This is a genomic window from Parerythrobacter aestuarii, assembly GCF_030140925.1.
Lineage (GTDB): Bacteria > Pseudomonadota > Alphaproteobacteria > Sphingomonadales > Sphingomonadaceae > Parerythrobacter > Parerythrobacter aestuarii.
On sequence record NZ_JARBWD010000002.1, the window covers coordinates 305,922 to 322,746 of the forward strand.

General features: G+C 62.5%; 13 protein-coding genes. 5 read left to right on the top strand and 8 right to left on the bottom strand.

The window, feature by feature from the left end:
- Positions 1 to 107: 107 nt before the first annotated feature.
- The 7 genes from QPW08_RS14595 to QPW08_RS14625 all read right to left on the bottom strand — a co-directional run bounded on the left by QPW08_RS14595 (position 108) and on the right by QPW08_RS14625 (position 7,733).
- Entirely contained in the window at positions 108 to 2,000 is a 1,893-nt protein-coding gene (locus QPW08_RS14595) for an acetyl/propionyl/methylcrotonyl-CoA carboxylase subunit alpha (RefSeq protein ID WP_284126642.1), read from the bottom strand.
- A complete protein-coding gene (locus QPW08_RS14600) occupies positions 1,990 to 2,496 on the bottom strand; it encodes a nuclear transport factor 2 family protein (RefSeq protein WP_284126643.1) in 507 nt (168 codons plus the stop codon). The genes QPW08_RS14595 and QPW08_RS14600 overlap by 11 nt, the downstream gene beginning before the upstream one ends.
- A 10-nt stretch (positions 2,497 to 2,506) precedes the next feature.
- Entirely contained in the window at positions 2,507 to 3,520 is a 1,014-nt protein-coding gene (locus QPW08_RS14605) for a phytoene/squalene synthase family protein (RefSeq protein WP_284126644.1), read from the bottom strand.
- Positions 3,521 to 3,659: 139 nt separating this feature from the next.
- The gene (locus QPW08_RS14610; protein WP_284126645.1) at positions 3,660 to 4,241 is read right to left on the bottom strand and encodes an LOG family protein; all 582 of its coding nucleotides are present in this window, start codon (positions 4,239 to 4,241) and stop codon (positions 3,660 to 3,662) included.
- Positions 4,238 to 5,731 carry a phytoene desaturase gene (locus QPW08_RS14615; RefSeq protein ID WP_284126646.1) on the bottom strand — a complete coding sequence of 498 codons (1,494 nt, stop codon included), beginning with the start codon at positions 5,729 to 5,731 and terminating at the stop codon, positions 4,238 to 4,240. Before QPW08_RS14615 ends, QPW08_RS14610 begins: the two co-directional genes overlap by 4 nt.
- Complete coding sequence (gene crtY / locus QPW08_RS14620; RefSeq protein WP_284126647.1) at positions 5,728 to 6,927, bottom strand: lycopene beta-cyclase CrtY; 1,200 nt, start codon at positions 6,925 to 6,927, stop codon at positions 5,728 to 5,730. The genes QPW08_RS14615 and crtY overlap by 4 nt, the downstream gene beginning before the upstream one ends.
- A 74-nt stretch (positions 6,928 to 7,001) precedes the next feature.
- A complete protein-coding gene (locus QPW08_RS14625) occupies positions 7,002 to 7,733 on the bottom strand; it encodes a DUF2059 domain-containing protein (protein WP_284126648.1) in 732 nt (243 codons plus the stop codon).
- A gap of 120 nt (positions 7,734 to 7,853) precedes the next feature.
- On the opposite strand from QPW08_RS14625, the gene QPW08_RS14630 reads away from it, so the two are divergent.
- Positions 7,854 to 8,723, top strand: coding sequence for a MipA/OmpV family protein (locus QPW08_RS14630; RefSeq protein ID WP_284126649.1), 870 nt, complete (start codon positions 7,854 to 7,856; stop codon positions 8,721 to 8,723).
- Between the two features lie 45 nt (positions 8,724 to 8,768).
- On the opposite strand, the gene QPW08_RS14635 is transcribed toward QPW08_RS14630, so the two are convergent.
- Complete coding sequence (locus QPW08_RS14635) at positions 8,769 to 10,805, bottom strand: S9 family peptidase (protein ID WP_284126650.1); 2,037 nt, start codon at positions 10,803 to 10,805, stop codon at positions 8,769 to 8,771.
- Between the two features lie 94 nt (positions 10,806 to 10,899).
- On the opposite strand from QPW08_RS14635, the gene QPW08_RS14640 reads away from it, so the two are divergent.
- From QPW08_RS14640 to QPW08_RS14655, 4 genes are all read left to right on the top strand, one after another.
- Entirely contained in the window at positions 10,900 to 12,183 is a 1,284-nt protein-coding gene (locus QPW08_RS14640; protein ID WP_284126651.1) for a metal-dependent hydrolase family protein, read from the top strand.
- The gene (locus QPW08_RS14645; RefSeq protein WP_284126652.1) at positions 12,183 to 13,139 is read left to right on the top strand and encodes an MBL fold metallo-hydrolase; all 957 of its coding nucleotides are present in this window, start codon (positions 12,183 to 12,185) and stop codon (positions 13,137 to 13,139) included. Before QPW08_RS14640 ends, QPW08_RS14645 begins: the two co-directional genes overlap by 1 nt.
- A gap of 139 nt (positions 13,140 to 13,278) precedes the next feature.
- Positions 13,279 to 15,105: a DUF885 domain-containing protein gene (locus QPW08_RS14650; RefSeq protein ID WP_284126653.1), complete on the top strand. Its 1,827-nt coding sequence runs from the start codon at positions 13,279 to 13,281 to the stop codon at positions 15,103 to 15,105.
- Positions 15,106 to 15,285: 180 nt separating this feature from the next.
- On the top strand, positions 15,286 to 16,800 hold the full coding sequence (locus QPW08_RS14655; RefSeq protein WP_284126654.1) for a flavin-containing monooxygenase: 1,515 nt from the start codon (positions 15,286 to 15,288) through the stop codon (positions 16,798 to 16,800).
- The last annotated feature ends 25 nt before the right edge of the window (positions 16,801 to 16,825 follow it).

Consider the following 16,825-nt stretch of genomic DNA (forward strand, 5'->3'; position numbering starts at 1 on the left):
ACTCCCGTCATGCTGAACTTGTTTCAGCATCCATCTCTCCATTTCGAGTTGCAGTGCATGCGGCGAAATGGACCCTGAAACAAGTTCAGGGTGACGAGAAGGGAAAGTCAGTCCTCCTCCGCAGGCTCCACCACGCACAGCACCGCCTCGACCTGCACCTGCCCGCCTTCGCTGGCGGTAAGCCCGGTCACGGTCCCGTCGAACGGCGCGGTGAGGGAGTGTTCCATCTTCATCGCCTCGAGCACCATCAGCCGCTGGCCTGCGGTGACGCTGTCGCCCTCGGCCACATCGACCGCAATGACCTTGCCCGGCATCGGAGCGAGGATCGCGCCGTCGGCGGCGGAGGCGTGGGCGCCTTCGAAACTTGGGAGCCTAACTTCGAAGCTTTGCCCATTCTTGGTGACCATTGCGGCATCTGGCGTCGATGTAGATGTGTACGTGTCGCCACCCAAAAACGGCACCTTCGCGACTTCGAAGTTCTTCCCGTCGACTTGAACGAGCAGACTACGTTTCGGACTTGCGTTGAGGCGGAAACCCTCAAGGAGTTCATTGTCGCGACTGTGATACCAGTCGTCACCGTAGTCTTCGATCAGGCGACGGGCACCTTGGCCCAAGACTTCCTCATCAGGTTCAGTCGACGGAATGAGGCTTTCCCCCTCTTTCTCAATGAAGCCCGTTGTGAACTCTCCTGATTTGAAGGTGGGGGAGTTAGCTGCGCGGTAGAGGAAGCCCGCGTTCGATTTGACGGGCCAGACCATCGTTCCTTCGAGTGCGGCGAGCATTGAGTTAATCGCTTCGTCGCGATCATGCTCATGAACGATAACTTTTGCGATCATTGGGTCGTAAAACGGTGAGATCGTCGAGTGTTGTTCGACACCGGAGTCGACGCGGTAATCTGTGTCAGGCAGGTTGTAGCGATCCAACCGTCCTGTGCTTGGCAGGAACCCCTTCGCCGGGTCTTCCGCATAGAGGCGCGCTTCCATCGCCCAGCCGTTGATCGATAGCTCCTCCTGCTTCAGCGGAATCGGTTCGCCGCTCGCCACCCGCAGCTGCCACTCCACGAGATCCACCCCGGTGATCTCTTCGGTCACCGGGTGTTCCACCTGCAGCCGCGTGTTCATCTCCATGAAGAAGATGCGGTCGGCGCGCAGGCCTTCGCTCGCGTCGGCGATGAATTCGATCGTGCCTGCGCCATCATAATCGACCGCCTTGGCGGCGCGCACGGCGGCGGCGCAGATTTCCTCGCGGGTCGCCTCGTCCATGCCGGGGGCGGGGGCTTCCTCGATCACCTTCTGGTGGCGGCGCTGGAGCGAGCAGTCGCGTTCGAACAGGTGGACGACATTGCCGTGGCTGTCGCCGAACACCTGCACCTCGATATGGCGGGGCGAGGTGATCCACTTTTCGAGCAGCACTTCGTCATTCGTGAAGCTGGCCTTGGCCTCGCGCTTGCAGCTTTCGAGGGCGGCTTCAAAGTCCGCTGCCGCGTCGACCTTGCGCATCCCCTTGCCGCCGCCGCCCGCGACCGCCTTGATCAGCACGGGATAGCCGATCGCGTCGGCCTCTGACTTGAGACGCTCTACCGACTGGTCCTCGCCTTCATAGCCGGGCGTCACCGGCACACCCGCTTCGCGCATCAGCTTCTTGGCGGCGTCCTTGAGGCCCATGGCTTCGATGCTCGATGGCTTGGGGCCGACCCAGATCAGCCCGGCATCGATCACCGCCTGCGCGAACCCGGAATTCTCCGACAGGAAGCCATAGCCCGGATGGATCGCATCCGCCCCGGTCTGCTTCGCCGCCGCGATGATCTTTTCGCCAACAAGGTAGCTCTCGGACGCAGGCGACGGCCCGATATGCACCGCTTCATCGGCTGAACGCACATGCAGCGCCTTGGCATCGGCATCCGAATAGACCGCCACCGTCGCAATCCCCATGGCGCGCGCGGTGCGGATGATGCGGCAGGCGATCTCGCCGCGATTGGCGATCAGGAGCTTAGCTATCATCGCCGTCGATCCAGCCGGCACCCACTTCGCCACAGCGCTCAGGCGCGACCATGGTGAAGCTGACATTGCCGACCTTCCAGCTGCCGTCGTCCATCCGCACCATGCTCATCGAATTGATCCCGCAATGGGTCAGCGTGCCATTTGCAGTGAAGCTGTAGGGACCCCACACCTGCGCCATGTCCCCGCTAATGAGGATGTCGGAGTATTTCATGGACTCGACGTAGTCCGCAGTGCGCTTGGCCCAGTTTTCCAGGTGCTTGGCCGCCGGGACAATATCAATGCGCGGGTTGGCCGGGTCCATCTGGTTGTGCACGAAGATAACTGCCTCCGGCAGCATGTGTTCGGCCAGCACGGTACGGTCGGAATTGGCGATCGCGTCCATGAAGCCATTGGCTCCGGCGATGACCGCCATTTCCTCGGTGACATAGACATCGGCCGATACGGGCGACGCAGCGACAGCAAGCGCAAGGCCTGCGATAAAGGGGTTTCCTCTCATGTGCTGCTGGCTAGTCGCTGGCAGCACGCTCCGCAAGTTGCGAGCGCGTCCAGCGCGGCATTTCCGAGGGCTTGGGTGGACGGTTGACCAGCGCTTCGAAGAAGGCGGCGGCAGCGTGGCGGATCTTGTCGAGCTTGCTAGTGTGGACGCGGTGGTCCCACGCCTCGGTCCCGCGGCGGCGGACTTCACGGCCGATTTCGCCATAGATACGGGCGGCGGAAAGCACCGCCCAGCGGCTGCGGAAAGGCAGGCGGGCCGCGCCAATGCGGGCGGCGGCTTCATGCGCTTCCATCAGCGTGACCATATGTGCGGCCATGTCGGCCAGTTCCTGCCGGTGGTGCGGCTTGGTGTGCTGGCCTGGCTCGATGTCTTCCTCGACCAGCCATTCGATTGGCAGGTAGCAGCGCCCGGCGGCGTCATCCTCCAGCAGATCGCGGGCGATATTGGCGAGCTGGAAGGCGAGACCGAGGTCGCAGGCGCGATCGAGCGTGTCTTCGTCGTCGGGCGAGACGCCCATAACCACCGCCATCATCACGCCGACGGCGCCGGCGACATGGAAGCAGTAGCGCAGAAGGTCGCCCTCATTGCGCGGGCGCCAGTCCGCTGCATCGAGCTCGAACCCGGCGATAACATCATCGGCCATGGCCTGAGTGATGCCGCATTCCTTGGCGACGAGGCCGAAAGCGTCGAAGGCGACATCGGCGGTCGGCTGGCCCGCCAGCGCGCGGCGGGTGAGGACGCGGATCGCTTCGATGCGGTCTTCGGCATTGGACTGGTCGCCCAGTTCACCACCATGATCCTGCGCATCGGCGATATCGTCGCAGCGGCGGCACCAGGCATAAAGCAGCCACACCCGCTCGCGCGTGGTGCGATCGAACAGGCGGCTGGCGGCGGAAAAGCTCTTGGAGCCCCTCTTGATAGAGAGCCTCGCCTTTTCGACCAGCGCTGCCCGGTTGCGTCCGCCGCCCGGCGTGGACGGGGTAGGGCGGACGTAATTCGGGGCGAGTGGGCGTTCGGTAGGCATACTTAGCGCGTCACCCCTGCGAAGGCAGGGGCCCAGATGAGGGTTCGATAACTTGCGACGGTGAAGCGGTGGGATAGGTTATCTGGACCGCGGCCTGCGCCGGGGTGACGGGTGCTTTTGATTTTGGGTTTGCGAACCGTCACAAATCGTCGGCCTTCATGCGGAAGATCGGGGTGTGCGGCTTGTAGTTGATCATCTTCGCCAGCAGGTCCGGCAAGGTTTCAGCATGGATCAGGATGTTCTGGTGCGCCTCCCGCACGAAACCGACCTCCGCCATCTTGCGATTGAAGGCGATCAGGTCGTCATAGAAGCCGAATGCGTTAAGCAGTCCGACCGGATCGGAGTGATAGCCCAGCTGCGCCCAGCTCATCGCTTCCCACAGCTCGTCCATCGTGCCGACCCCCCCGGGGATGGTGACGAAGCCATCGGACAGGTCGGTGAACTTCTGCTTGCGCTCGTGCATCCCGCTGACGGTGATCAGTTCGGTGCAATTGTGGTTGGCGACCTCCGAATTGACCAGCGCTTCGGGAATTACCCCGATGACCTCTCCGCCCGCTTCCAGCGCACCGGTCGCGACCGCGCCCATCAGCCCTAGCCGCCCGCCACCATAGACGACGCCGATGTCACGCTCTGCCAGCCCTTGGCCGACTTCGCGCGCAAGCTCGATATAGCGACTATCCTCCGGTGTGGCGGAGCCGCAATAGACAGCGAGGCGTTTCATCCCAGCAAATCCCCGATCATCAATCCAGCGGTCGCCTTAGCACTACCGACGACGCCGGGAATACCCGCACCGGGGTGTGTCCCCGCCCCGACAAGGTAGAAATTGTCGATCACGTCATCGCGGTTGTGGCCACGGAACCAGGCACTCTGTGTGAGCACCGGCTCGAGGCTGAAGGCGCTGCCCAAGTGCGCGTTGAGATCATGTGCAAAATCGGTCGGCGCGTAGTGGAACTTGGTCACGATCCGGTCGTGGATGTCGGGGATCAGGCGGCGGCCGACTTCGTCGAGGATGCGCTTCTCAAGGATCGGTCCGATTTCCTCCCAGTCGATCTTGAGCTTGCCCATGTGGGCGACGGGCACCAGCGCATAGAACGTGCTCTTGCCCGGCGGGGCCATGCTCGGGTCGGTCACGGTCGGGTGGTGCAGGTAGATACTGAAATCCTGCGGTAGCACGCCATTGTCGTAAATGTCTTCGAGCAGCCCTTTGTAGCGCGGACCGAACAGGATCATGTGGTGCGGAATACCCGGCCACGTGCCCTCCAGCCCGAAATGCACCACGAACAGCGAGGGGCTGTAGCTCTTCTTCTTGAGCTTCCTGCCCATCGACCAGCCGCGCTGGCTGCGGCCGAGCAGGTCCTTGTAGCTGTGCACGATATCGGCATTGCTGGCGACGGCATCGAATGCCATTTTGAGCCCGTGCAGCGTCTCGACCTCGGTCGCGCGTTTCTCCGCCGTGTGCACCTGCACCACCGGGTCGCCGATGATCATTGTTCCGCCGAGCCGTTCGAAATGGCGGATCATCCCGGCGATCAGGCGGTTGGTGCCGCCGCGGGTCCACCACACGCCGCCGTCCATCTCCAGCTTGTGGATCAGCGCATAGATCGCGCTGGTCTTCATCGGGTTGCCGCCGACGAGCAGGGTGTGGAAGCTCAGCGCCTCGCGCAGCTTCTCGCTTTCGACGAAGCTGGAAACCATCGAATAGACACTGCGCCAGGCCTGTTTCTGGGCGAGCGCCGGCGCTGCTTTGAGCATCGACTTGAAATCGAGGAAGGGCACAGTGCCGAGCTTGAGATAGCCTTCCTCATAAACCCCAGCGCTGTATTCGAGGAAGCGCTGGTAGCCATCGACATCGGCCGGGTTGAGCTTCTCGATCTCCTTGAACAGCTTGGCCTTGTCGTTGGAGTAATCGAAATTGTGCCCGTCGGGCCAATTGAGCCGGTAGAACGGGCGCACCGGCATCAGCTCGACGTCCTTCGCCATGTCGCTGCCGGAAATCTCCCACAGTTCCTTGAGGCAATCGGGATCGGTGACCACGGTCGGCCCGCCGTCGAAAGTGAAGCCCTCGCGCTCCCAGTAGTAGGCCCGCCCACCGGGCTTGTCGCGCGCTTCGATCACCGTGGTGGCGATGCCGGCGCTCTGCAGCCGGATCGCAAGCGCCATCCCGCCGAAGCCGGAGCCGATCACGCATGCTGTCTTGCCGTCAGTGCTCATGCGCCATGCGCCTTTCTGTCATTGCTCATCACCAGCGGCTGGCTCTTGCCGAAGATCGCCCCGATTGCGCGCAGGATCGAAACCGGCGGCTTGCCCGCCAGCACGCGGAACTTTTCGAACGGGGCCGACTGTGCCGCATAGAACCGTTCGATCAGCCGTTCGTCCAACCGATAGAACCGCTGGAAGATCCGGTAGCGCTTATTGGGCGCGGCGGCGTCGAAAAGTAACCTGCCCAGAAGGCGGTAATAGCTGGTCCTGTTCCAATGCCGCTGGGCATGACTGGCAAGCAGCGCGGCGAGCTGGTCGCCCGGCAAATCTGCATTAGCCGCAACCAGTTGCGCAGTCTCGACCGCCTGCGGCACGGTATAGCTGGTCAGCGGATGCGCCAGCAGCGCCGCAGTGCCGGCCTGCGGCATGCGGTCCAGCTGTTGCTCGCGGCGGAAAGCGCGGAAATCGCCGCCGCTGATGACCGGCAGGACGCCGGTCTCGCTGCCGATGATTTCGCCGTCCCAGCCCTGTTCGCGGGCATATTGATCAAGCCTGCTCGACAGCGCGGAACGGTCGAGCACGGGATCGTCCTTGTAATAGGTATCTTCGAAGAAGATATCGCGCGCGCCCAATGGCAGGACATAGACGAAGCGATAGCCGCCCAGCTGCTCGACGCAGGCGTCCATGATCACCGGGCGCGAGATGCCGTGCGGTTTGCTGGTCCGCATGTGGCGTCCCATGAATACCTGCCATCCTCCACGCAGATGGTGTGCCGGGCCGAACCCCCGGCAATCGATCACGGCACGGGCGGGGATCACTTCGCCATCGGCGAGCGTCACGGAATCTGGCGTACAATGAACGACTTCGCGATTGGTGCGGATGGTGTCCTGCGCCAGCTCGCGCCGCAATCCGGGATCGAAATCGGACGAGGCGAGCGAGAAATAGCTGGCGTCGAGCGAGCGCGAATGGTCCGGGAAGAACACATCGTAACCGCGCCACTCGGCCTTGCGGAACGGCGCCATGAGCGCATGACCGGCCTCGTCGAGATCGGTGTCGAACCAGCTCCAGCGGTGGTTGCCGCCCAGCATCTCGCCGCTTTCCAGCAGCACGACGTCGAGCTCGGGGCGGGCTTGCCTGAGCGCCAAGGCGATAAGGCCGCCGGAAAGCCCGCCGCCCACGATTGCCAGATCTGCCCTGCGCCCGCTCATTGCGGCAAAGCCCTACTCAGGCGAGGCCATCGGCACAATCACCTTGGCCGCGCGACCCCGGATTTCGGCAACGCTCACTCGCCGCTCAAGGCCGGGCAATCACCAAGATGCGCCATCAGCGCATCTTCCATCGCTTTCTCCAGCTCGGGGTCGTCTTCGTTAGCCGATTCCAGCTCGACCCGGGCGCGCAAGGCATTGAGTTCTTCCCCGATGACCATGAACGCGAGAAAGCCCTTAGATGAACTGAACATCTCGCCAAGCTCTGCTTCTTCCTCGGGGCTCAGGTCCCGCAGGGTGTTCCGCAATGTCCGATCGCGATCCTTCTGCAATGTCTCGGCGGTCAGATCGCCTTCCGGATCCTGCAGGCTTTGCTGCATGGCGAAGTCGATCGAGCTGTTGTTGGTGATCTTCTGGACCAGGCGTTGCCCCATCGGGGATTCGTAGATGCTGGCAACCTCAGCGGCATCCTCTGCCGAAAGTCGGGCCTCGAACAGGGCTGCGGCTTCGGCACGGAAGCGATCCTGGTCAGCGAGGAATCCTTCGCGCAGGCGAGGATACCCGCCGTCAATAAGGGCATCGAGAGAACCGGGACACATCTGCTCCAGGTCCGCGATGTTGGGATCCATTTTCAGCGTCGAGCGAAAACTAGTACTCATCAGCGTGTCGAAAGCCTGCAGGTCCATAGCTGGTGGATTGAGCGCGGCGGCGAGACGTTCGAACGGTGATAGGCTTTCCTGCGCAACGGCACCAACGGCCAGTGTACAGCCTACGATGGCTGCAATGAGTTTTTTCGGGATTGCTTTCATTCACTTGAGCTAGAGCCAATAGGCTCTCCTGCCAAGCACAATACAGCGACATTGCCCCGCCGCAGGAACTGCCAAAGTCACGGCCCGTTGCTAACAGGAGCCAAAAGAAAGCAGAACGCCATGATCCGTACCCCCAATCTCGCCTCGATCCTTGCCCCTGTGCTCGCTGTCACTTCGCCCGCCAGCGGCCAGCAAGTCGACGGCGATGCCGCCGGGCCGCCTGAACGACCGGAAACGGTGTTCGACGGCGACTTCCTCTCCATCGGGGTCGGGGCTGGCTATGGTCCGAGCTATTCGGGTTCGGACGATTACGTCGTGTTCCCGCTGCCCATCGTCCAGGCCAGCGTGGCCGGGATCGACATCAACCCGCGCCCGGCCGGATTGGCGGTCGATTTCGTGCCCGATGCGGACGACGGCCCTTCGTTCGACGCCGGGATCGCCATGCGCCTGCGGAGCGACCGGGTCGACCAGATCAAGGATCCGGTGGTGAAGTCACTGGGCAAGCTCGACCGCGCCTTCGAAATCGGCCCGACCGCCGGGGTCAGCTTTCCGCAGGTGTTCAATCCCTATGACAGCGTGACGGTGAGCGTCGATGCGCTGTGGGATATCGCCGGGGCGCATGACGGGATGACTGTCTCGCCTTCAATCGCCTATTTCACGCCGCTGAACCGCGGCATTGCCGGTTCCCTCAGCCTCAGCGCCACTTTTGTCGACGATGATTTCGCCGACTACTATTACACCGTGAGCCCTGCACAGAGCGTTGCCAGCGGCTTGCCCGCCTACCAGGCAGATGGCGGGCTCAACAGCGTGGGCGCGAACCTGCTGCTGGCATTCGACCTGAATGGCGATGTCACCGATGGCGGGTTCTCCATAGTGACTATCGGTGGCTATTCGCGGCTGATGGGCGACGCCAAGCGTACCCCTTTGACCAGTATTCGCGGCAGCGGCGACCAGTGGCTGATCGGTGCCGGAATCGGCTACACTTTCTGACGCTCTTTACGAAGAAGGGCCCCGGTGTCCCGGGGCCCCATTCGTTCAGTCTTCCTCACCATCGTCGATGTTGAGATCGGGCCGTGGCCCGGGCATCGGCGCTGTGCGGTCGCCAGTCTTGAGATAGGTGTCGAACCATTCGAACATCCGCAGGCTGTAGTCATAGCGACTGGCCGCGCGACGGTTGCCATGCGGTTCGCCCGGATAGAGCACGAAGCGCACCGGGGTGTCGGGCTTGCGCACCTTGATCGAGCGATAGAGCTCGTAGCTCTGGCCCGGATCGACGCGGGTGTCCTGCTCGCCATGCAGGATCAGCAGCGGGGTCTCCGCCTTGTCGACATGGTAGACCGGCGAGACTTCCAGCAGCCCCATCCAGTCGTCCCATGGCCATTTGCCGCTGTGCACGTTGTACATCTCGTAGGGGATGTCGGTGGTGCCGAACTTGCTGACCTGGTTGGAAATGCCGACGAACATGACCGAAGCGGCGAACTCAGCCGAGAGCGCCGTTGCGCCCCAGGCACTGGCATAGCCGCCATAAGAGCCACCGGTGATGCCGGTGCGATCGGGATCGGTGATCATCTGGTCGACCAGGTAGTTCTTGGCATCGACGATATCGCGGAACTCAGGGTCGGTGTAGTTGCCGTAGTGCTGCTTGGAAAACGCTGTGCCGTAGCCGGTTGAGCCGCGATAGTTCGGGTGGAACACTGCATAGCCCTTGCCCGCACCGACCTGGCCCGGCATCGAATAGGCCGTCAGCCAGCCGTTCGAATAATGTGCTTCCGGGCCGCCATGGATCATCATTATGGTGGCGCTGCCGCTCTTCGAATCGGTCTGTAGCGGCTCGATCAGGATGCCTTCGATTTCCTGCCCGTCGCTGGCGGTGTAAGTCAGCGTGCGTTGGGCGCCAAAGTCGATGTCGGCCAGCCATGGGTTATGCGTGGTCCAGCGGGTGAAGCCGGATCCGTCGAACGCGAACAGCTCATTGGGATGGCGCGGCGAGTTGGCTTCGATAAAGATCTTGCCGCCGCCCACTTCGACATCGCTGATGATGAGCGCGCCGGGGTCGACTTCGCCCTTCACGCTGCCATCAGCGTTGTACATCCGCAGCACGGTCTGTGCGCCCTTGTGGATCACTGCGACGAGCGTGCCGTCGGCCATCCATTCGGCATCGCTGGTGGCTTCCTCGGCGCCGGCATTCAACGCGCGATAGGCACCGGTGGCAACATCGACGAGATGCAGCGTGGTGTCAGCCGGGTCGTGCATGTCGACGCCTGCGATCATCGACATCTGGCTGCCGTCAGGCGAAACCTCGACATCGCCGAGCTTGCCCGGGGTTTCGACCACGACCTTCACTTCGCCGGTGGCGAGATCGATCAGGTTGACCCGCTTCGAGGTATACTGGTCATCAATCTGCGGGCTGGGCGCTGTCTGGATGATGCCCGTGCGGCCATCAGGCGTGATGTCGAAGGCGTTGGTGTAGCCCGGGACTGGGATCTGGCGCGGGCTTTCGTCCACCACAGTTCCGACCGAGGCCGCGAAGAGGCGCGGCAATTGCGCCTCTTCCTCATAGACCTTGGCGTCGAAGCCGGCCTTCTTCTCCTTGGTGCGTTGCTTGTCCTCGGCTGCGCCGACCAGCAGGTAGAGTGTGCCGCCGTCGGGCGAGAAGGTGTAGGAGCTGACAGCGGAGTCATCGAGGCCGGCCAGCTTGCGCGGTGCGCCGCCATCGACCGGCACGCCCCAAACGCTGCGTTTCTCATCATCCGCCGACCACAGGTAGGTGACCATGCCGCCATCGGGCGAGAAGCCGACCCCGCTTGGGCTGACGTCTTCGGGCAGGTACGCGCGCCAGGCATCTGCGCCCCAGGCGACCTTCAGCTCGCTGGTGCTGGAGCCGTCTTTCTCGCCGCTGGTCACATCGGGCAAGCTGGTCGTGGTATAGGCAACCCGGCTGCCGTCGGGCGAGACGGCAATGGTGCCGACGCTTTCCAGCTTGGCTACATCTTCCGCCGTCATCGGGCGGGCGAGCGCGCTCGCCGGAAACAGCAGGGTGGCGGTGAGCAGGGCGGTCCGCAAAGTCTTCATCGGGAGACAAGTCCTCTCGTTTGTAGTTTCGTTGGCGCGCGGTATAGCGAGGCAAGCCCGATGCGCAAACCGCGGGCCAAAGGGGGTATGTGCCATGCTGAAATCGCTTGTCCGTCTGACCACAACTGTCGCGCTGGCAGTTGCTGCCGCAACACCCGCATGGGCCGATACGCTGATTATCCATGCCGGTTCGGTCATCCGTTCCGCCGATGGCGGTGCCAGTGGCCCGGCGACGATTACAGTCACCGATGGGCGGATTGTGAGCATTGAGGAAGGCTTCCGGCCGACGCCCGATGGCGCCACGATGATCCACTTGCCCGATCACACCGTGCTGCCCGGTCTTATCGATCTGCACACGCACCTCTCCGGCGATCCGAGCGGCGAATTCTGGCGCGCCGCGACGACCCCGATCGAATGGAACACGCTGGTCGCAGCCAAGAATGCGCGCCTGACCGCACTTGCCGGCTTCACCACTGTGCGCGATCTTGGCTCACGCTCCGACCAGGTCACACAGATGCTCCGCCGCGCCACAGCGGAAGGGATGATCCCGGGTCCGCGGGTCGTCACTTCGGGCCGGACCATCGCCATCGTCGGGGGCCATGGCGATACCAATGGCTTCCGCCGGGAAGTGACAGAGGCGCTGGGCACCGACTTCACCTGCACTGGCCCGGTTGAATGCGCAGAGATGGTACGTACCGCTTCCAAATACGGTGCCGACCTGATCAAGATTACCGCCACGGGTGGTGTGCTGAGCCAGCAGGGCCGGGGGCTCGAGGCGCATTTCTCGGACGAGGAAATGAAGTCCATCGTCGACACCGCCAACTCGCTCGGCCTCAAGGTCGCCGCGCATGCCCATGGTGCGCGGGGGATCGAAGCGGCGGCGCGGGCAGGCGTGCAGACCATCGAGCACGGCACCTATATCGACGAACAGGCAGCCAGGGTGATGCGCGAGAAAGGCACCATCCTCGTGCCGACGCTGATGGCGTTCCAGGGTATCAAGGAGAACCTCGGCACCGGGTTCTACACACCTGTGGTGGAAGAGAAGGTCCGCGCGGTCGGCCCCTATGCTGAAAGTATCGTCGAGCGCGCCCGCAAATGGGGTGTGAAAATGGCCTTCGGCACCGATGCCGGTGTGTTCCCGCATGGCGACAACGCCGGTGAACTCGCGCTGATGAAGAAGGGCGGGATGAGCGACCGCGAAGTGCTCGCCAGCGCCACCAGCTTTGCCGCTGAAGTGCTCGGGCTGGAAGGTGAGACGGGTAAGCTCGAGCCGGGTTTCTCGGCCGATATCATCGCTGTGCGGGGCAACCCGCTGGAAGACATCGCGGTGCTGGAAGACATCGACTGGGTGATGGTGCGCGGGAGAGTGATCGAATAATGCGCGCGCAGGTTGCGGCGGCGGTGGCGGTCGCGCTCGGGGCAGTTCCTGTTCCGGCGCAGGTGCTCGAAGAAGAGCCCGCTGCCTGCGTCCGCGAGCTTGTCGTGCTGGGTGCGGGGCAGGACGCCGGCGCGCCGCAGATAGGCAATGTTGGGGACGAGGGACCGAGGCTGTGGCCGTCCTCGCTTGCCTTTGTCGATCGGGATGCGGGCACCCGCTACCTGTTCGATGCGACGCCTTCGATTACCGGGCAGTTGGCCTTGCTCGACCTCATCGAACCGCCTGCGGAAGTCGCGAAGGCACGGCTGGGTATCGACGGTATTTTCCTGACCCACGCCCATATCGGTCATTACCTCGGCCTGGCCTGGCTGGGCCGCGAAGCGGCGGGGGCGCAGGATGTCCCGGTCTTCGCAATGCCGCGCATGAACGCATTCCTGCGCGACAATGGCCCGTGGAACCAGCTGGTCGAGCTCGGCAACATCCGGCTGAATGGCATGGCGGCGAGCGAGTTCACGGTGCTGTCAGACGAATTCGGCGTCATGCCGATACGCGTGCCGCATCGCGACGAATTTTCCGAGACGGTCGGCTTCTTCATCATGACTCCCGACAGGACCGTGCTCTACCTGCCCGATCTCGACAGTTGGGACGTGTTCGAGGATGCCAGCGGCCAGAGTCTCGAAGATCTGGTGCAAGGCTTCGACCTGCTGTTCCTCGATGCGACCTTCTGGGACGACAACGAATTGCCGGGCCGCGACATGGGCGAAATCCCGCACCCGCGTGTAGCCAAGGTGATGGAACGGCTGGCCGACCTCGACGAAGAGGAACGGGCCAAGGTGCATTTCATCCACTACAATCACACCAACCCGATCCGCGATCCCGACAGCGCGCAGTCCAAGGAAGTGCTGGCGAAGGGCTTCAATGTAGCCCGGCGCGGGATGCGTTTCTGCATGGAATAGGCGCTGGTCGAACGCAGGCGGCCCTTCGGCGAAGGACGCTCCCCTTGTCTGTGAAGCTGGTTACGCCCCACCTTGTCACAGGGTGGATAGTGTATTATCCATGTAACACAGTATCAGACGCAACAGGGACCTCTCCAACATGAAACTCATCCGTACCGCGCTGCTGGCGACCGCTGCGCTCGCTCTTCCTGCCACCCCGGCGCTGGCCGACCATCACGGTGCCAAGCCCGCCGCAGAGGCGCAGGCAGAAGCCCCCGCCTCCGAGCGTGACAAGCTGTTCGCGCTGTTTGCAGATTCCGACAAGCGCAACCTCGAGCTGAACCCGCTTAGCCGCCTGTTCCGCGGGGATGACAAGGATGCCGACCGGCTCGGCGATTTCCTGACTGACTCGTCCTATTATGCCGACCTGCGCGACACGCAGCTCAATGTCGCGCTGCTGCAGCAGATCGACCGCAGCAAGCTCGATCCGCAAGACCAGCTCGCCTACGACGTCTTCAGATACAACCAGGAACAGTCGCTCAAGGGCTCTACCCCGGAAATCCGCGCGCTCACTGAAGTACGCCCGGTCAACCATTTCTTCGGCTTCCACACATTCTATCCGAACTTTTCCAGCGGGAAGGGCGCGGCGCCATTCAAGACCATCGCGCATTATGAGGACAACCTCAGCCGCCATGACGATTATATCGCCATCACCGACCGCGCAATCGACAAGTTCCGCGAAGGGATGGCCAGCGGTGTCGTCGAGACCAAGCTGACCATCGGCATCGTCATCCAGCAGCTGACCACACTGATCGATACCCCGCTGGAAGAATCGCAGTTCATGGGACCGGTGAAGAACTTCCCGGAAGATTTTTCCGAAGAAGACAAGACGCGACTGACCGCTGCTTATGAGGCCAAGACCAAGGAAATCGACGCCGCCCACAAGCGCATGCGCGACTTCCTGCGTGACGAATATATCGACGCAGCGCGCGAGGAAGTTGGCCTGAGCCAGATGAAAGGCGGCGAGAAGCTCTATGCCCAGCTGGTCGAGCAGACCACCACGCTGCCGCTTGATCCTGACACCATCCACAATATCGGGCTGGAAGAGGTCGAGCGGATCAAGGGCGACCTTGAAGAGCTTAAGGCCGAAGTCGGCTTCGAAGGCACGCTGACTGAATTTTTCGACTTTGTCCGCACCGATGCGAAGTTCAAGCCGGAAAGCCGCGAGTGGCTGACACAGGATTATTACCGGATCGGCAAGGAAGTCGACAAAGTCATCGGCGACTACTTCTCGCTGCTGCCCAAGTCGGAGCTCAAGATCGAACCGTATGATCCGTCGATCGAGCAGTTCCAGGCCGGTGGTTCCTATCAGTCGGGTACGCCCGATGGCTCGCGTCCGGGGACATTCTATTTCAACGCCTATGACCTGCCGAGCCGCCTGACGACCGGTAATACCACGCTGTACCTGCACGAAGGCGCGCCGGGTCACCATTTCCAGATCATGCTGGCGCAGGAAAACACCGCGCTGCCCAACTTCATGCGCTTTGGCGGCACCACCGCCTTTGTCGAAGGCTGGGCGCTTTATGCCGAGACGCTGGGCTACGAGATGGGCTTCTATGAAGATCCGTGGGCACGCTACGGCACGCTGCAGGACGAGCAGCTGCGCGCCATGCGCCTGGTGGTCGATACCGGCATTCACTCGAAGGGCTGGAGCCGCGAGCAGGCGATCGATTTCATGCTCACCAACTCGGGCATGACCCGCACCGAAGTGGTGGCCGAAGTCGAACGCTACATCGCCATCCCGTCGCAGGCGCTGGCTTACAAGATGGGTGCACTCACCATCCAGCGGCTGCGCAAGAAAGCCGAAGACACGCTGGGCGATGATTTCGACATCAAGGAATTCCATGCCCAGGTGCTTGGTACCGGCGGCCTGCCGCTGGCGGTGCTGGAAGCCAAGATCGATCGCTGGATCGCCAGCCAGCAATAACCGCCGGCCAGACCCCCAAAAAAGGGCCAGCGGAAGGGCCGGTCTCCCAAGTCGGGAGGCCGGCCCGGTTCGTTTTGCGCACGTGTGACCCAAGCTGCCCGGCCAGACCTTTGATCCACATCAATGCCACATTGCTGCCGCGATAGGATGGTCTTCTCCAAGATGAGAGGAGTAGGGACCATGAACGCGATGGGAGAATTGCCCAGAAACGGCAGCGCACAGGCTGGAAACCATGTCGATGTGCTGATTGTCGGAGCCGGGATATCGGGGGTTGGCTCGGCCTGGCACGTACAGAACCAATGCCCGGGCATGAGCTATGCCATCCTTGAACGCAAGGACACCTTCGGCGGTACCTGGGATACGCACAAGTACCCCGGGATCCGCTCGGATTCAGACCTCTACACCTTTGGGTATCGCTTCAAGCCATGGGTCGGCCCGCCGATCGCCACGGCCGAGGAAATCCTCGCCTATATGGGCGAAGTGATCGAAGAGAACGGCATCGGCGAGCACATCCGCTATGGCCACAGCATTCGCAGCTGCGCCTTCTCGCGCGAGACCGGTCTGTGGACCGTCACAGCTGAGGCAGGGGGCGAAGAAGTCACCTACACCTGTCGGTTCCTGTGGATGTGTTCGGGCTATTACGACCATGAAAATCCCTACATCCCCGACTGGAAGGGGGTAGAGGATTTCCGGGGCCTGTTCGTGCATGCCCAGAAGTGGGATCCGGCGACCGACTATGCCGGCAAGCGCGTGCTGGTGATCGGGTCAGGGGCCACGGCAGCCACTGTCGTGCCCGAATTCGCCAAGAGTGCGGCGCATGTGACCATGCTGCAGCGCAGCCCGACCTATTTCTTCTGCCATCCCAACCAGAACGAACTGGCCGACCGCTTGCGCGAAGTGGGTATTGACGAAGAGACGGTGCATCGCGTCGTCCGCCAGCAAATCCTCTACGATCAGGATGTGCTGACGCAGCGTTGTATCGATGAGCCGGAAGCGGTGTTCGAGGAGCTGAAGGCCCTCATTCGCGAATATGCGGGCGAGGATTTCGAATTCGAGCCGCATTTCACCCCGCGCTATCGCGTGTGGCAGCAAAGGCTCGCTTTCTGTCCGGACGGAGACGTGTTCCAGGCAGTCGCGCAAGGCAAGGCGAGCGTCGTTACCGACACGATCGACCGCTTCACCGAGAAGGGCGTGTTGACCTCCTCGGGCGAAGAGATCGAGGCTGACATTATCGTCGCTGCAACGGGCTTCCGGCTCTCGGTCATGGGCGACATGGAAGTCAGCGTGGATGGCAAGCGGATCGACTGGAGCGACACCATTACATGGCGGGGCATGATGTTCACCGGCGTGCCCAACCTGGCCTGGGTGATGGGTTATTTCCGCGCCAGCTGGACCTTGCGGGTCGACATGATGGGCGACCTTGTGTGCCGCATGCTCAATCACATGCGCGAACGGGGGGCGACCTCGATCGAAGTCGCCCCGCCAAAGGGATTGTCACTCGGCGCGTGGATCGATGCCGACAATTTCAACCCCGGTTACCTCCAGCGGGGGATGGGCCAGTTGCCCAAGGCCGGTGAAGGGTCCGAATGGCGCCACACACAGGACTATTGGCGCGAGAAAGACGAATTCCCGGCGGTCGACCTCGACGGGCCGTCGTTCGTCTATCGCACCGCGAAGGAGCGCGAAGTCGCCTGACGGCCGTCGATGCCTTCCCCTGACT

What these genes read in the sequence shown, in the direction of transcription:
- QPW08_RS14600 (WP_284126643.1), bottom strand. Translation starts at nt 2,496, where the DNA reads ATGAGAGGAAACCCCTTTATCGCAGGCCTTGCGCTTGCTGTCGCTGCG.
- QPW08_RS14625 (WP_284126648.1), bottom strand. Translation starts at nt 7,733, where the DNA reads ATGAAAGCAATCCCGAAAAAACTCATTGCAGCCATCGTAGGCTGTACA.
- QPW08_RS14655 (WP_284126654.1), top strand. Translation starts at nt 15,286, where the DNA reads ATGAACGCGATGGGAGAATTGCCCAGAAACGGCAGCGCACAGGCTGGA.
- crtY (WP_284126647.1), bottom strand. Translation starts at nt 6,927, where the DNA reads ATGAGCGGGCGCAGGGCAGATCTGGCAATCGTGGGCGGCGGGCTTTCC.
- QPW08_RS14645 (WP_284126652.1), top strand. Translation starts at nt 12,183, where the DNA reads ATGCGCGCGCAGGTTGCGGCGGCGGTGGCGGTCGCGCTCGGGGCAGTT.
- QPW08_RS14610 (WP_284126645.1), bottom strand. Translation starts at nt 4,241, where the DNA reads ATGAAACGCCTCGCTGTCTATTGCGGCTCCGCCACACCGGAGGATAGT.
- QPW08_RS14650 (WP_284126653.1), top strand. Translation starts at nt 13,279, where the DNA reads ATGAAACTCATCCGTACCGCGCTGCTGGCGACCGCTGCGCTCGCTCTT.
- QPW08_RS14605 (WP_284126644.1), bottom strand. Translation starts at nt 3,520, where the DNA reads ATGCCTACCGAACGCCCACTCGCCCCGAATTACGTCCGCCCTACCCCG.
- QPW08_RS14640 (WP_284126651.1), top strand. Translation starts at nt 10,900, where the DNA reads ATGCTGAAATCGCTTGTCCGTCTGACCACAACTGTCGCGCTGGCAGTT.
- QPW08_RS14630 (WP_284126649.1), top strand. Translation starts at nt 7,854, where the DNA reads ATGATCCGTACCCCCAATCTCGCCTCGATCCTTGCCCCTGTGCTCGCT.
- QPW08_RS14635 (WP_284126650.1), bottom strand. Translation starts at nt 10,805, where the DNA reads ATGAAGACTTTGCGGACCGCCCTGCTCACCGCCACCCTGCTGTTTCCG.
- QPW08_RS14595 (WP_284126642.1), bottom strand. Translation starts at nt 2,000, where the DNA reads ATGATAGCTAAGCTCCTGATCGCCAATCGCGGCGAGATCGCCTGCCGC.
- QPW08_RS14615 (WP_284126646.1), bottom strand. Translation starts at nt 5,731, where the DNA reads ATGAGCACTGACGGCAAGACAGCATGCGTGATCGGCTCCGGCTTCGGC.